Source organism: Pyxidicoccus sp. M15, assembly GCF_056858435.1.
The window spans coordinates 1,572,275-1,587,080 of sequence record NZ_CM166495.1; the positions used below are offsets into that span (position 1 = coordinate 1,572,275).

General features: G+C 74.0%; 9 protein-coding genes. 5 read left to right on the forward strand and 4 right to left on the reverse strand.

Annotated elements, in window-relative coordinates; all coding sequences use genetic code 11:
* Positions 1-176 precede the first annotated feature (176 nt).
* Positions 177-2,051: a hypothetical protein gene (locus ACX9TP_RS06315; RefSeq protein ID WP_482978812.1), complete on the reverse strand. Its 1,875-nt coding sequence runs from the start codon at positions 2,049-2,051 to the stop codon at positions 177-179.
* A 128-nt stretch (positions 2,052-2,179) separates the two neighbouring features.
* Here ACX9TP_RS06315 and ACX9TP_RS06320 point away from each other — a divergent pair, with 128 nt between their 5' ends.
* From ACX9TP_RS06320 to ACX9TP_RS06330, 3 genes are all read left to right on the forward strand, one after another.
* Entirely contained in the window at positions 2,180-2,905 is a 726-nt protein-coding gene (locus ACX9TP_RS06320) for a lysophospholipid acyltransferase family protein (RefSeq protein WP_482982371.1), read from the forward strand.
* A gap of 32 nt (positions 2,906-2,937) precedes the next feature.
* Complete coding sequence (locus ACX9TP_RS06325; RefSeq protein WP_482978813.1) at positions 2,938-3,720, forward strand: PhzF family phenazine biosynthesis protein; 783 nt, start codon at positions 2,938-2,940, stop codon at positions 3,718-3,720.
* Positions 3,721-3,832: 112 nt separating this feature from the next.
* Positions 3,833-6,619 (forward strand): PQQ-dependent sugar dehydrogenase, encoded by a 2,787-nt coding sequence (locus tag ACX9TP_RS06330; RefSeq protein ID WP_482978814.1) that lies wholly within the window; start codon positions 3,833-3,835, stop codon positions 6,617-6,619.
* Positions 6,620-6,629: 10 nt separating this feature from the next.
* Here the strand turns inward: ACX9TP_RS06330 and ACX9TP_RS06335 are convergent, their stop codons facing one another.
* Positions 6,630-7,235, reverse strand: coding sequence for a hypothetical protein (locus ACX9TP_RS06335; protein ID WP_482978815.1), 606 nt, complete (start codon positions 7,233-7,235; stop codon positions 6,630-6,632).
* A 334-nt stretch (positions 7,236-7,569) separates the two neighbouring features.
* Here ACX9TP_RS06335 and ACX9TP_RS06340 point away from each other — a divergent pair, with 334 nt between their 5' ends.
* Entirely contained in the window at positions 7,570-8,811 is a 1,242-nt protein-coding gene (locus ACX9TP_RS06340) for an exonuclease SbcCD subunit D C-terminal domain-containing protein (protein ID WP_482978816.1), read from the forward strand.
* Positions 8,808-12,740: an AAA family ATPase gene (locus ACX9TP_RS06345; protein ID WP_482978817.1), complete on the forward strand. Its 3,933-nt coding sequence runs from the start codon at positions 8,808-8,810 to the stop codon at positions 12,738-12,740. Before ACX9TP_RS06340 ends, ACX9TP_RS06345 begins: the two co-directional genes overlap by 4 nt.
* Before the next feature lie 18 nt (positions 12,741-12,758).
* Here ACX9TP_RS06345 and ACX9TP_RS06350 read toward each other — a convergent pair whose 3' ends face one another.
* Together ACX9TP_RS06350 and ACX9TP_RS06355 are read right to left on the reverse strand one after the other, a co-directional pair.
* Positions 12,759-13,688, reverse strand: coding sequence for a serine/threonine-protein kinase (locus tag ACX9TP_RS06350; RefSeq protein WP_482978818.1), 930 nt, complete (start codon positions 13,686-13,688; stop codon positions 12,759-12,761).
* A 2-nt stretch (positions 13,689-13,690) separates the two neighbouring features.
* Entirely contained in the window at positions 13,691-14,620 is a 930-nt protein-coding gene (locus ACX9TP_RS06355) for a TIGR02266 family protein (RefSeq protein WP_482978819.1), read from the reverse strand.
* Between the last annotated feature and the right edge of the window lie 186 nt (positions 14,621-14,806).

Below are 14,806 nucleotides of genomic sequence, written 5' to 3' on the forward strand. Positions count from 1 at the left end.
GTGATGGGGGCGTGACGTCCGCTCCGACCGGGGAGTGACCTGGACGTCAGTCCCCACGCACGCTTCTTCCGCCCTCTGCTAACGGGCGGGCCGTGCGGGCGCCAGCGGGACGTTCAAATGTCGCCGTTCGCGGCGTGCATGGCCCCGCCGTAGGAGCAGGACCGGGTGGCGGGTGTTCATCCGCCCGGCTGCCGTGGGAATACGCGGGCACGCAGCGCTTCCGTCCTCCGGCGCCGGTGCGCATCGCCCTCGTCGAGCAGCGTGGCCAGCGAGTAGTGGCGCAGCGCGGGGACCAGCTTCCCCTCGCGCTCCAGCGCCTCGCCGCGCTCCTCGGCCAGGTCCGCGAGCCGCTCCCGCGTGTCGGCGTCCGGCAGCGCGTCCCAGGGCTTGTAGGAGAAGACGCAGCGCCAGCGCTTCAGGCCCCGCTCCGCCTCGCCCTCCTGGATGTCCTGCTCGAACAGGAGCGCCAGTGCCTCCCGGTCCGGGGCCAGGGCCGCGTCCTTGCCGCCGGGGCAGCGCGGGTCCTCCCTGTCGGTGAGGCCCACGAGCTGCCAGTGGTCGCTTCCCAGGGCGCGGAACTGCGACATCAGCTGCTGGAACCCGCGCAGGTGCCCGCTGGGGCCGTGCGCGTCCAGCAACACGGGAGGCCCCTCCGAGACGAGGTAGTCCTCCATCGCCGGGTAGTTGCCCGCGTGGTGCGCCAGCGCGTAGTCCGCCAGCCCGGCCACGTCGATGACCTCCGCCCGGCGCATCACCATCGCCTGCCCGCCCAGGTCCGGGTACCCCACCAGGGGGCGCGCCTGCCCGAGCCTGTCCGCCATCTCCTTCACGTGGCGGAAGCGCCCCGCGATGAAGTCGTACGGCAGCTCCGGCGAGGCCTTGATGTGGGGCGCGCGCAGCACCGACACCTTCAGGGCCGGCACGCCGACGAAGAGCACACCCACCCCCGCCATGGCCACCACGCCCCGCGCCGGCCACGTCCACCGCGCGTCCCGCCCGCGGAGCCAGCCGGCCCACGCGCGCACGCCGGACAGTCCCGCCGCCATGCCCACGCCCAGCAGCGGCACCAGGGGCGCGAGGAAGCGCCACTCGCGCATCCAGTCCCCGGAGCGCCACGCGAAGTACCCGCCGCTGGCGAGGAAGAGCGCCGCGAGCGCCGCCGTCCGAGCGCGCGCGGCGCCTCCCGCCAGGCCCAGCACCACGCCCACCGCGGCGAGCTGGCAGAGCCGCGCGTGCTCCGCGAGGTAGTGGCGCACGTAGCCGGGCCCGTCGAACTGCCAGAGCCGCTTGGCGTAGTACGTGTTGGGCAGCAGGTCCGCGAAGTACACCCAGCGCACCAGGAGCCACCCGCCCACCAGGAGGAGCAGCCACAGCGCGATGCCCAGCGCCTGCCGTCCCGTCCAGCGCCGCTCCAGCGCGCGGTGCACGAGCCAGAGCCCGCCGGCCGCGGCGGTGTAGAGGACGCCCTCCGGGCGCGTGAGGCACAGCAGGCCCAGCGCCAGCCCCGCGCTCGCGCCCACCCCCGTGCGCAGCTGCCGCAGCAGCAGCACGCCGGCGGCGGCGAGGAGGAAGGACTGGAGGCCGGTCTCCATGCCGCTCGAAATCCACGTCGCGTACGTGGGACTGGTGGCGGCCACCCACGGCGCGGCGGCGTCCTCCAGGCGCGGGGCCCGGCGCTCCGACGCGGAGCCCCACAGCGCGAAGAGGGGCAGCGCCAGCAGGCCGAAGATGATGCCCAGCGTGTGCGCGTACGTGTCCGGCGGCAGGTCCAGCGGGTGGCTCAGTCCCAGCAGCAGCGTCCAGAGCGGGTTGGAGAAGCCCTCCACCGGCTGCGAGGCCTCGGTGACGCGCAGGCCTTCGCCGCTGAAGAAGGTGTGGCCGTACGCGATGGAGATGGCCGCGTCGTCCACGATGGGCACGGCCATGTAGCCGCAGAGGTAGGCCAGCGCCGCCACCGCCGCCAGGACGAGCCCGGCCGTCAGCCACGCCTCCACGCCCGACAGGGGCCGGGCGGGGGGAGGAGAAGTGTCCGTGGGAGAGGGCAGGCCCATGTATGTGCGCGTCTATGTCAGGAACCCCGGGGTTTCCAGTGCGAGTGCGGCCTGGCAGGCGGCCTGCCTCGACGCGGAGGGGCGTGGAGCCCGGGGGGCCGGAAGATGGTATGCCCTGGGCCCTCGCCATGAAGTACGCCGTCACGCTCTGGTTCTGGCTCGTCTTCGCGCTCACCGCCCCGGTGCTCTTCACGCTGGGGGCGCTGCTGCTGTTCGTCACGTACCCCTTCGACAGGGACCGCCGGCTGCTGCACGCGCTGGTGTGCCGCTGGTGCCATGGGCTGTGGCTGCACGCGTCGCCGGGCTGGCGCACGCGCGTGGAGGGCCGCGAGCTCTTGCCGAGCGGGCCGTGCGTGCTGGTGGTGAATCACCAGTCCGCCGCGGACATCCTGGCCGTCATGGGCCTGCGCTACCCGTACAAGTTCGTGGCCAAGGCGTCGCTGTTCTCCCTGCCGCTGGTGGGGTGGATGATGTCGCTTTTGGCCTACGTCCCCATCGTCCGCGGCTCCTCCACCGCGCTGCACCAGCTGATGGACCCGTGCCGCAAGTGGCTGCGCCGGGGCATGCCGGTGCTCATCTTCCCGGAGGGCACCTACTCCAACGGAGGCCAGCTGCTGCCCTTCAAGCGCGGCGCGTTCCAGCTGGCGCTGGAGGAGCACGTGCCGGTGGTGCCGGTGGTGGTGGAGGGCACGCCCCAGCTGCTGGACGGCGATGGCCCCTGGATGTTCCCGCGCGCCTCCATCCGCGTGCGGGTGCTGCCGCCGCTGCCGCCCGAGACGTTCGGCCCCGACCCGGTGGCGCTCGCCAACCGCGTACGCTCGCTGTACGAGCAGACCCTGTCCGCCACCGGCTGAGCCGGCCGCGGCGGTGAACGAAAGGAAGCCCCATGCGCCTGCCCCTCTTCCAGGTGGATGCCTTCTCCTCCCGCGTCTTCGGTGGCAACCCCGCCGCGGTGTGCCCGCTGGACGCGTGGCTTCCGGACGCGGACCTGCAGGCCATCGCCCTGGAGAACAACCTCTCCGAGACGGCCTTCTTCGTCCGCGAGGCCGACGGCTTCCGGCTGCGCTGGTTCACTCCCACGCAGGAGGTGGACCTGTGCGGCCACGCCACGCTCGCGGCGGCGTGGGTGCTCTTCCAGCGCTGGGAGGTGGGGCTGGAGCGCGTGGAGTTCGCCTCGCGCTCCGGGCCGCTGGTGGTGACGCAGGAGGCGGACGGGTGGCTGGCCATGGACTTCCCCTCGCGGCCACCCACGCCGTGCCCGGTGCCCGCCGGGCTGGCGGAGGCGCTGGGGGCGGCGCCTCGCGAGACGCTCGCCTCCAGGGACCTGGTGGCCGTCTTCGACTCGGAGGAGCAGGTGCGCGCGCTGCGGCCGGACCTGGCGCGGCTGGCGACGCTGGACACCTTCGCGGTGGTGCCGACGGCGCCGGGGAAGGACTGCGACTTCGTGTCGCGCTTCTTCGCGCCGCGCGCGGGCGTGCCGGAGGACCCGGTGACGGGCTCCGCGCACTGCTCGCTGGTGCCGTACTGGGCGAAGCGGCTGGGCAAGCCCGCGCTCGCCGCCCGGCAGGTGTCCGCGCGCGGCGGCGAGCTGCGCTGCGAGGAGCGGGGCTCGCGCGTGCGCATCGCCGGCCAGGCCGCGCTGTACCTGGAGGGCTTCATCACCTGGTGAGGTGTTGTGGAGGCAACCGGGTTGTAAAAAGCCGACAGTGGCGCAGCACGGGGTGTGGGCGGACAAGATGACGGACTGAAGCCGCGCTCCTCGTGCGGTAGCTTCGCCGGCCATGCGTACCCACCTCGTGACGTCGCTGTTGCTCCTGGTTTTGTGTTCCCCTTCATGGGCCGCGGTGCCTGCCGGTTTCACGGAAACGAACTACACGTCCAACCTGCTGTCGCCCGCCACGGGCATGGCGTGGGCGCCGGATGGCTCGGGACGCCTGTTCGTCATCTTGAAGAATGGCGTGGTGCGCACGGTGGCGATGAAGAATGGCGCCCTGGAGACGCAGACGGGGACGAACACGCCCGTCTCCAGCGTCTTCGCGACGGAGCCCGCCGTCTACACCACCAACGAGTGCGGGCTCATCGGCATCGCGTTCGACCCGAACTACGTGGTCAACCGCTACGTCTACTTCTTCGTCACCGTCTCCTCTTCCGAGCAGCGCATCGTCCGCTACACGGACGCCAATGGCGTGGGCACCGCGCGCACGGAGGTCGTCACCCGGCTTCCCACCGCCGGGCAGAACCATGACGGCGGGGGCCTGGGCTTCGGCCCGGACGGGAAGCTCTACTGGTCCATTGGCGACCTGGGCAACGGCTCCGGTGTGGATGCCGACCTGACGTCGCTCGCGGCGAAGGTGGGCCGCGCCAACCTGGACGGCACGCCCGCCAACGACAACCCCTTCAACGACGGCGTGGGCCCCAACAACGAGTACATCTGGGCGCGCGGCTTCCGCAATCCCTTCACGCTCACCTTCCAGCCGTCCACCGGGAAGCTGTGGAGCAACACCGTGGGCACGGGCTACGAGCAGGTCTTCGTGGTGGGCAGGAGAGACCACGCCGGCTTCGGCGAGTACGAGAACAACCAGCCCGCCAACGGGTACATCCAACCCGTCATCAAGTACCGCACCAATGGCAGGGATACGCGCAACCTCACCCCGGGCGGTGCGGTGCGCAGCGGGGGCGTCACGACGTTCACCACCACCGGGGCGCACGGCTTCCGCAAGGGCGAGAAGCTCACCCTCGCGGGTGTGGGCGACGCGAGCTTCAACGGCACCTTCTATGTCGCCAGCGCGCCCGCCGCGCCCGACGCCACCACCTTCACCGTGGCCCAGCCGGGGCAGCCGGATGCGAGCAGCGGCGGCGGCACCGCGACGACGCAGGCGCTGGGCGGCTCCATCACCGGCGGCACCTTCTATGACGCCACGCTCTTTCCTCCGGAGTACCGCGGCAACTTCTTCTTCGGGGACTACAACTCCGCGCAGGTGACGCGCGCCACGCTGGCCGCGGACAACTCGGTGGCCACGGTGGACGAGTGGGGCACGGGCTTCTCGGCGAACGTGGACCTGTCGGTGGGGCCGGACGGGGCGCTGTACGCGCTCGGGTACACCAACGGCACCGTGCGCCGCATCACCCCGTCCGCGCCCGGGCAGAAGCTGGTGGTGTCCGGGCTCAACCTGCGTGTGGTGGAGGGCGGTCGAACCGCCTTCACCGTGCGCCTGGCCCAGGCTCCCACGGCGGACGTCACGGTGCAGGTGACACGGGCGATGGGGGGCTCGGAGGACCTGAGCGTCTTCAGCGGCGAGTCGCTCACCTTCTCCCCGACGGACTGGGGCGTTCCCCGCGCGGTGACGCTCGCGGCGGTGGAGGACGAGGACTCGGTGGAGGATGTCGCCACCTTCATGGTGACGGCGGCGGGGCTCGGGCAGGAGTCGGTGGTGGTCACCACCATCGACAACAACGCCCCCAAGCTGGTGCTGTCCTCCGCGCAGGTGTCCGTCCCGGAGAACGGCACCGCCACCTTCGAAGTGTCACTGACGAAGCGGCCCTCGGGCAACGTCACCGTCACCGTGGCCCGTACGCTGGGCGACGCGGACATCACGGTGCAGGATGGGGCCTCGCTCGCCTTCACGACCTCGAACTGGAGCACGCCGAAGACTGTCACGCTGCGGGCCGCGTCGGACGCGGACAACCTGGCCGGAGTCGCCACCATCACCGTGGCCGCGCCGGAGCTGGATGCGCGCGAGGTGGTGGCCACCGAGATGGATGACGAGCCGCTGGCTCCCATCATCACCTCCACGCCCATCACCACCGCGGTGGTGGGCAACCCCTACCGCTACGACGTGGAGGCAGAAGGCCGGCCGGCCCCGGCCTACTCGCTGGTGGGCACGGTGCCGGAGGGGATGTCCCTGGACGCGGCCACCGGCCTCGTCTCCTGGACGCCCTCTGCGGTGGGCACGGCGGACGTCGTCGTGCGGGTGAGCAACGGCGAGGTGCCGGTCGCGGAGCAGGCCTTCACCATCACGGTGAAGGAAGATGAAGCGCCGCGCGCCGTCCTCACGCGCCCCGAGGAGGGAGAGCGCGTGTCCGGTGCCACGGCCGAGTTCTTCGGCGACTGCGTGGACGACGTGGGCTGCACGCGCGCCGAGTTCTACGTGGACGGCGTGCTGGAATTCACGGACACGCGCACGGACAACCACTTCCACTTCGGCGGCGAGCACAACCGCTGGGACACCACGGGGCTGACGCCGGGCGAGCACACGGTCCGCTTCGTCGTGGTGGATACCTCGGGGAAGCAGTCAGAGGTGCAGGTGACGGTGTGCGCCGGTGAAGAGGGCTGCTCGCTGGAACAGCCGGACGCGGGGACGGGCGAGCAGGACGCGGGGACGGGCGGGCCGGACGCGGGGACGGGTGGGCAGGACGCGGGGACGGGCGGGCCGGACGCGGGGACGGGTGGGCCGCGGGAGCCGGAGGACGACAGCGGCTGCGGCTGCGGCGCGGCCCCGGTGGCGCCGCTCGCGTGGCTGGCCCTGGGGGCGCTGGCGCTGCGGCGGAGGCGGGCGCGCGGGGACTGAGTCGCCTGGCTCAGCCTGACGTCCGGGCGCGCTCGGTGGGGCGCTCGGACGCGGCGTCCAGCGCCTCGCCCAGGTCCAGCGCGGGGGCCAGGAGGACCTCCAGCTCGTCCGCGGTTCCCGGCACGCTGAGCCACGTCAGCTCCAGCGTGCCGTCCGCGAGGGCGCAGAAGGTGTCCGGGTCTCGCAGCGCCAGCAGGTGCTCGCGCACGGAGGGCGTGCGGAGCACCGAGAGGGCCCGGGGCGTGAGGCGCTGCTGGTCGAGCACCCGGGCGACGGCGTCCGCGCCCAGCTCGTCGTCCCGGATGCCGAGCCACACGAGGAGGCCTTCCTTCACCTCGTCGCTCCGGAGGGTCAGCTCCCGGGGCAGCACGTCGCTGACGTCCAGCCGCACCACGGTGCGGGTCGGGCTATCGCCGTCCGTATCCCTCACCGTGAACGCGGAGAGAGGGCGGCCCGTGGACCGGCGCACCTCCAGCCGGGACAGGGTGCCGGTGGAGGCCCAGCCGTTCCGCTGCGCGAAGGTGGTCCACGCGTGCTGCCGCCGCCGCAGGTTCCAGACGGCGAAGACGACGGCGCCCCCGAGGAGCGAGACGAGCAGGAGCTGGGTGAAGGACATGGGCGGGCATCTTCTTCCGCCATTGGCGCGGACCGCCAGCCACCCCAGGGTGGCAAAGCTGGCGCTCCTGAAGAGGACGCCCCGGAGCCCGGCGGACCTGGGGTGTGAGCAGCTCCGCACCGGGAGGCGGTGGCCAGCCACCTCCGCGCGTGGGGTGGGAGGGGAGGACCCGCCAGGGGAGTCGCCTTCGTAACTGCGCGGACTTCCAGGAACTTGCGCGCATGTCAGAGCGAGCGAGTAAGGGAGCAAGCGCCTGCCGCTTGGAGCGGGTGGCTTCCCCAGGGGAGGCTGCCCGCGGCCCGAGCGCCGCGGGGCGAGGGAGGGTGGACGCGGGATGCGCCTGCTGCACACGTCGGACTGGCACCTGGGGCACACGCTGTACGACGTCTCGAGGGAGGCGGAGCACGCGGCCTTCCTCGACTGGCTGCTGGACACGCTGGAGGCGCACGCGGTGGATGCGCTGCTGGTGTCCGGCGACATCTTCGACACCGCCAACCCCGGCGCGGACGCGCAGGCGGCCTGGTACCACTTCGTCGCGCGCGCCCGCAGGCGGCTGCCCCGGCTGGACGTGGTCGTCATCGGCGGCAACCACGACTCGGCCGCGCGGCTGGACGCGCCGGACCCGCTGTTCGCCGCGCTCGGCGTGCGCGTGGTGGGCGGCCTGCCGCGTGCGCGCGGGGAGCTGGAGCTGGAGCGGCTCCTGGTGCCGCTGCACGACGCGAAGGGGCGCGTGGGCGCGTGGGTGGCGGCGGTGCCGTACCTGCGGCCCGCGGACCTGCCGCCCGTGCCGGTGGAGGCGGGAGACCGGCTGGTGGAGGGCGTGCGCGCGGTGTACGGCGAGGTGCTGTCCGCGGCGCGGCGCAGGCGCCAGCCCGGACAGGCGCTGGTGGCCATGGGCCACTGCTACATGACGGGCACGGAGCTGTCCGCGCTCAGCGAGCGGAAGATTCTGGGCGGCAACCAGCACGCGCTGCCGGTGGACCTGTTCCCGGAGGACGTGGCGTACGCGGCGCTGGGGCACCTGCACAAGGCGCAGCGGGTGGGGGGGCGCGAGGGGGTGCGCTACAGCGGCTCGCCGCTGCCGCTGTCGCTGTCGGAGGCGGGCTACCGGCACCAGGTGTTGCTGGTGGAATTGAAGGGTGACGCGCTGGAAGGCGTGCGGCCGCTGACGGTGCCGCGCACCACGGACATGGTGCGCGTGCCCGCGCGCGAGGCGGTGCCCCTGGAGGAGGTGGTGGCGCTGCTGGAGGCGCTGCCGGAGCGCGAGGAGGCCTCGCCGGAGTGGACGCGGCCCTACCTGGAGGTCTGCGTGGCGCTGCCCCGTCCGGAGCCGTCGCTGCGGCAGAAGGTGGAGAAGGTGCTGGAGGGCAAGGCGGTGCGGCTGGTGAAGCTGACTCCGGCGTACACGGGTACGGGCGGCGCATTGGCCGAAGCGCAGCCGGGCCTGTCCCTGAAGGAGCGCACGCCCGAGGACGTCTTCCGCGCGCGCTACGCGAGGGACTTCCAGGAGCCGCCGTCCCCGGTGCTGCTGGAGGCCTTCCACACGCTGCTGGCCGAGGTGGAGGAGGCGTCATGAAGATTCTGGCCATCCGTGGCGCCAACCTGACGAGCTTCGCGGGCGACTTCGCCCTGGAGCTGGACCGGCCGCCGCTCGACAGGCTGGGCCTGTTCGCGATTACCGGTGCCACGGGCGCCGGGAAGAGCACGCTGCTGGACGCGATGTGCCTGGCGCTGTTCGACCGCACGCCCCGGCTGGGCGGGCGTGGCGGCGCGCCGGTGGGCCGGGCGGATGAAGAGGAGGAGGCGCGGCTGTCGGCGTACGACGTGCGCGGCATGCTGCGGCGCGGGGCGGGCGAGGGCTACGCCGAGGTGGACTTCCAGGGGAAGGACGGCAAGCGCTACCGGGCGCGCTGGTCGGTGTGGCGCGCGCGCAGCCGCGCGGAGGGGCGCTTCCGGCCGCAGGAGATGATGCTGACGGAGGTGGCCAGCGCGCAGCAGTTCGGCCGCACCAAGAGCGAGGTGCTGGCGGCCATCCAGGAGCGGCTGGGGCTGTCGTTCGACCAGTTCCGCCGCTCGGCGCTGCTGGCGCAGGGCGAGTTCGCGGCCTTCCTCAAGGCGGATGCCAGCGAGCGCGCGGAGCTGCTGGAGCGGATGACGGGCACGGAGGTGTACAGCCGGCTGTCCGTCGCCGCGCACGAGAAGAACCGCGCGGAGCAGGAGGAGCTGACGCGGCGGGCGCAGGGGCTGGCGGCGATTGCGCTCATGTCCGAGGCGGACCGCGAGGCGGCGCAGGCGCGGCTCGGCGAGGAGGCCGGGGCGAGGGCGGCGGCGGAAGCTCAATTGGAGGCGGCGGAGGGGGCGGCGGCCTGGCACTCGGAGCGGGCGGAGCTGCAGGGGGCGGAGCTGGCGGCGGAGGCGAAGGCCACGGAGGCCGCGCAGTCACTGGAGGAGGCGGCGCCCCGCGCGGCACGGCTGGAGGAGGTGCGCGCGGCGGAGTCCTTCCGGGGCGCGGTGGCGGCGGCGGAGGGCGCGGAGCGGCGGTGGACGGAGGCGCAGGCCGCGCAGGTGGCCCGGGCCTCGGAGGCGGAGAAGGCGCTGGCGGAGTCGGCGGCCCGCGGGGTGGTGCTGCTGGACGCGGAGCGGGCGAGGACGGGGGCGCACGACGCGGAAGAGGCGGCGAGGCCCGCGCTGGAGGAGGCGGCGGGGCTGGATGCCCGGCTGGCCGTGGTGGCGCGGGAGGCGGAGGAGGCGCGCAAGCGCGCGGAGACTTCGCGCGGGGCGGCGGGGACGGCGAAGGCGGAATTGGAGGCGGTGCTGGCCCGCGAGGCGGCGGCGCGCGCGGAGGGTGAGGGCGCGCGCAGGTGGCTGACGGAGAAGGCGCACTGGGTCGCCCTGGCGGGTGAGTGGCCCCGCTGGCAGCGCGAGCTGGAGCGCTACGAGGCGGCGCTGGGCGACGGGCGGAAGGCGCGCGAGGAGGCCGGGCGGCTGCGCGGAGACGTGGACCGGCTGCGCGGGGACGTGACGCTGCGGCGGGAGGAGAAGGCCAAGGCCGCCGAGGCCGAGGAGATGGCGCAGGCGGCGGCCACGCATGCGGAGGCCGCGGAGGGGGCAGAGGCGGGCGCGGCACGGCGTGCGCTGCGCGAGTCGCTGCTGGCGCGGCAGGACGTGCTGCGGGCGCTGGAGGTGGCAAGGGAAGGGCTGACGTCTGATGTGGCGGAGGTGCGCGCCGCCGAGGGCGAGGCCGCGAAGGCGAAGGCAGAGGCGGATGCGGCGGAAGGTGAGGCCCGGGAGGCGGCGACCCGGCGGGCGGAGCGCGAGGCCGCGCTGAAGGAGGCTCGCCGGGCGCTGTCGATGGCGCAGGCGACGCAGAGCTATACGTCCCACCGCGCCCTGCTGCGCGAGGGCGAGGCGTGCCCGCTGTGCGGGGCCACCGAGCATCCGTATGCCCGCGAGGTGTCCGCGCTGGATGGACTGGTGGCGGAGTCCACGGCGCGCGTGGAGACGCTGGAGGCGGAGCGGGCCGAGGCCAGTCGCACCGAGATGGAGGCCAGCGCCAAGGGCGCGGCGGCCCGTGCCCGCGCGGGACAGGCGGGGGCTCGCCGTGACACGGCCGCGGCCCGGAGCGCGGAGCACCGCGCGGCGTGGGGCGGGGCGCGTGAGAGGTGGCTGCGCGCGGTGTCCGGGCCTCGCGGCGGCACGGCGTTGTCAGACGTGCGCGCGGTGTCCGGGCCTTTCGGAGGCACGGCGTTGTCAGACGTGCGCGAGGTGCCGGGTGCCTCGCTGGCGTCCGGTCCCGGAGCGGGCGCGGCGTCGTCGGGGGCGGCACACGACGCATCCCTGCCTTCGGAGTCGGGTGAGGACGCCGACGCCGGCGCCTGGCTGCGCGCGGCGCATGCCGAGGTGCAGGAGCGGCTCGCCGCGCTCAAGGCCGAGGAGGAGGCCGCGGAGGGGCTCGCCCGCGCGGCACGCGAGGCCCGGGCCGCGCTGGAGACGCAGCGCATGCGGCGCGAGGCGGCGGCGGAGATGCTCCGGCGCGCCGAGGAGTTGCTCACCCGGGCGGAGGGCGCGCTCAACGAGGTGCTGGCCCGCGTGGAGGCGGCGGAGGCCATCCGCCGGCAGGTGCTCGCGGACGTGGCGCCCGTCTTCGCCCAGGACGAGGGCTGGGAGGCGAAGCTGGAGGCGGACCCCGCCACCTTCCGGGGCAACTGCGCGAAGCGCGTGGCCCTGTGGAAGACGAAGGAAGAGGCCCGGCAGAAGGCTGAAGGCCGCGAGGCCGAGGAGCAGAAGCACCGCGCCCGCGCCCAGGGACTCGTGGACGTCAGCACCCAGCACGCCGAGGAGCACGCGAAGCTCGCCGCGCTCAAGGAGGAGGAGCGGAGCGAGGTGGCCCGGGCTCGCGCCGCGCTGCTGGACGGCCGCTCCACCGAGGACGTGCGCGCGGAGCTGCGCGCCCGGCTGGAGGCCGCGGTGGAGTCCTTCGAGCGCGCCCGCAGGGCCGCGGACGCCGCGAAGCAGGCGGAGCGCGTGGCCGCCGCCCGCGCCGAGGACGCCCTGCGCGCGCGTGCCGACGCCATCGAGGCGAGGGAGTCCGCGCGCGCCGCCCTGGCGGAACAGCTCTCCGCCCGGGGCACCACGCTGGAGGCGGTGAAGGCGCTGCTGGCCCACGACGCCGCGTGGTGCGAGGCGGAGGCGCGGGCCCTGTCCGCGCTGCGCGAGGCGCTCGCCCAGACGCGCGCGGTGCTGGCGGAGCGGCGGGAGCGGCGCACGCGGCACGAGGAGTCCGGCCCCCCGGCCCTGTCCGAGTCCGACGCGAAGCCCGCCTGCGAGCGGCTGCGCGCCGACGTGGCGGCCCGCCGCCACGCCGAGGCCTCGCTGCGCGCCCGCCTGGAGTCCGACGACGCGGCCCGGGCGCGGCACGGCACGGAGGCCGCGGCCCTGGAGGAGCGTCGGCGCGAGGCGGAGGTGTGGAAGGCGCTGGGCGAGCTCATCGGCTCGCATGACGGCAAGCGCTTCAAGGTGTTCGCCCAGAGCCTCACGCTGGACGCGCTGCTGCTGCACGCCAACGCCCACTTGAGGGAATTGGCGCGGCGCTACCGGCTGATGCGCGTGCCGGGGCACGACCTGGACCTGCAGGTGGTGGACGGGGACATGGGCGACGAGGTGCGCAGCGTGGCCAGCCTCTCCGGCGGAGAGAGCTTCCTGGTGTCGCTGGCGCTCGCGCTGGGGCTCGCCTCGCTGTCGTCCGAGACGACGCAGGTGGAGACGCTCTTCATCGACGAGGGCTTCGGCACGCTGGACCCGGAAACGCTGGAGGTGGCCCTGGCCACGCTGGACGCGCTCCAGGCCACGGGCCGGCAGGTGGGCATCATCTCCCACGTCAGCGGGCTGGCCGAGCGCATCGGCGTCCAGGTGCGCGTGGTGAAGCAGGGCGGAGGCCGCAGCCGGCTTGTGGTGGAGGGAGACCCGGGCATGGTGCCGCCCGCGGTGGGCCAGCAGGTGGCGTGAGGCGAGGGGCTTTACGCCTCAGGCTTCGGTGCCCATCAGCCCGCGCACCACGGCGGCCACCGCCAGCGGCGTGGCCACGCGGTCATCACACAGCGGCGCGAGCGCCCGGGCGAACTGCTCCGCGGCCTTGAAGCGCTGCGCGGGGTGGGGCGCCAGCGCGCGCTCCAGCACCAGCGCCAGCGCGTCGGACACCTCCGGCACCAGCTGGCGGATGGGCGTCACCCGGCCTCCGCGGATGGAGGACTCCACCTCGTCACCGGGGCCGGAGGGGAAGGGGGACTCCAGCGACAGCAGCTCGTACAGCAGCACCGCCGCCGCCCACAGGTCCACCGCCACGGACACGTCGCCCGCAATCAGCTCCGGCGAGCGGTAGTGCTGCTTGCCCAGGCGCCGCGCATCCAGCGCCAGGCCCGCGCGCGAGCGGGCCACGCCGAAGTCCGCCAGCTTCACCTCGCCCGTGCGCGACAGCAGCACGTTGTGCGGGGACACGTCGCAGTGCACCACGCCCAGCGGCCGTCCCGTGGTGCTGGTGGCATGGTGCGCGTGCGCCAGCGCCTCCAGCACCTGCCGGACGATGAGCACGGAGATGTCGATGGGCAGTTGAATCCGGCGGCGCCGGCACTGGGCCAGCACGCGGCCCAAGTCCGGCCCCTCCACCAGCTCCATCGCCAGGTAGCCGCCATCCGGCAGCTCGCCGTACTCCACGAAGCCGACGATGTGCGGGTGGTTCAGGCACCGCGCCAGCTCTGCCTCGTGGAGGAGCTGCTCGCGGGCCTCGGCGTCTCGCGCGCGCTCGGGGCGCACCCGCTTGATGGCCACCCGCTCTCCGGCCCGGGGCCCCTGCCGCATCCGCGCGAGGAACACCTCCGCCATGCCCCCGCGCCCCAGCCGCGACAGCAGCTCGAAGCGGCCACAGTCGCGCGGCCAGGTCTCCGACGTGCCGTCCATCGTCAGCCCGTGCCGCCGACCAGGCTCGCCAGGTACTGGTCCAGCGTCTGGGAGAAGGTGGCGTCGTCGCTGAGGAACGCGAGCCCCACGCCACCGGTGTACGGGTCATCCACCACGTGCACCACCACCGCGTCGCCCTGCAGCCGGTTCCCGTTGGGCAGCTTCACGTCCACGGTGACGACGCTGTCGGGCTGCGGCCGGTGCGCGGTGCGCACGAAGAGGCCGCCGTTGGAGATGTTGAGCGCGTGCTCGCGCACGAAGTCCAGCTCGGTGCGGAACTCCAGCTCCAGCTTCACCGCGAAGCGCCGTCCGCGCCGCTGCGGGCCGTCCTGGGGCGCCGTGGGCACCCGGTGCGAGGGGGCAATGGCCCGGGGCTGCGGGGCCGAGGCCTCCGGCGCGCTCGCGGCGTCACGAGCGGCTGCCGCGGCACCGGCCTCCGGTGTGCTCGCGGCGGCAACGGAGGGGAAGGAGCCTGACGCGGGCCGGGCCGCCTGCACGGGCACCGCCACGGGCTTTGGCGCGTCCATGGGGTTGGCGGGGGGCGCGGACGGACGCGCGTCACTCAGGGCCAGCTTGCTCACGTGCTGCTGCAGGGCGCGTGCGGCGGCGGCGCGCTCCTCGCCCGGGTAGGCGGTGCCACCGCCGAAGGTGGCCGCACGGAAGGCATCGCGCTCGGCCTTCGGCATGCGCCACAGCTCCACGAAGGTGCCGCGGCTGCGCTTCGCCTCCTCGGCCAGCTTCTCCACCGCGGCGCGCGGGTAGCCGGGGGCCTCCACCTTCAGCTCGAGGCCCGCTTCTTCCGCGCGCAGCGACACCACGAGATGCAGCGACTGAGCCGTGGCCAGCAGCGTGCCCAGCCCTTCCACCCAGGCCGCGACACGCTCCGGCAGGGCCGAGCCATTCCACAATGCCGCAAGACCGAAGACGGGCACGGACGCGAAGATATCCGAGCCCTCTCACCTCGCGAACCCTGTTCGCTCACAGTCCGGCCACAATCTGCCCATGTGGCTGCATGGGAAGCGACCGGGCGCCGACCCTCTCTCGCCCTAAAGGGAATACAGGCTGGCAGGGCACGAATCGCTCTCTAGAATCGATGTCTGCTTCGACCCATCCCTCCC

What these genes read in the sequence shown, in the direction of transcription:
- ACX9TP_RS06350 (WP_482978818.1), bottom strand. Translation starts at nt 13,688, where the DNA reads ATGGACGGCACGTCGGAGACCTGGCCGCGCGACTGTGGCCGCTTCGAG.
- ACX9TP_RS06315 (WP_482978812.1), bottom strand. Translation starts at nt 2,051, where the DNA reads ATGGGCCTGCCCTCTCCCACGGACACTTCTCCTCCCCCCGCCCGGCCC.
- ACX9TP_RS06345 (WP_482978817.1), top strand. Translation starts at nt 8,808, where the DNA reads ATGAAGATTCTGGCCATCCGTGGCGCCAACCTGACGAGCTTCGCGGGC.
- ACX9TP_RS06325 (WP_482978813.1), top strand. Translation starts at nt 2,938, where the DNA reads ATGCGCCTGCCCCTCTTCCAGGTGGATGCCTTCTCCTCCCGCGTCTTC.
- ACX9TP_RS06320 (WP_482982371.1), top strand. Translation starts at nt 2,180, where the DNA reads ATGAAGTACGCCGTCACGCTCTGGTTCTGGCTCGTCTTCGCGCTCACC.
- ACX9TP_RS06330 (WP_482978814.1), top strand. Translation starts at nt 3,833, where the DNA reads ATGCGTACCCACCTCGTGACGTCGCTGTTGCTCCTGGTTTTGTGTTCC.
- ACX9TP_RS06340 (WP_482978816.1), top strand. Translation starts at nt 7,570, where the DNA reads ATGCGCCTGCTGCACACGTCGGACTGGCACCTGGGGCACACGCTGTAC.
- ACX9TP_RS06335 (WP_482978815.1), bottom strand. Translation starts at nt 7,235, where the DNA reads ATGTCCTTCACCCAGCTCCTGCTCGTCTCGCTCCTCGGGGGCGCCGTC.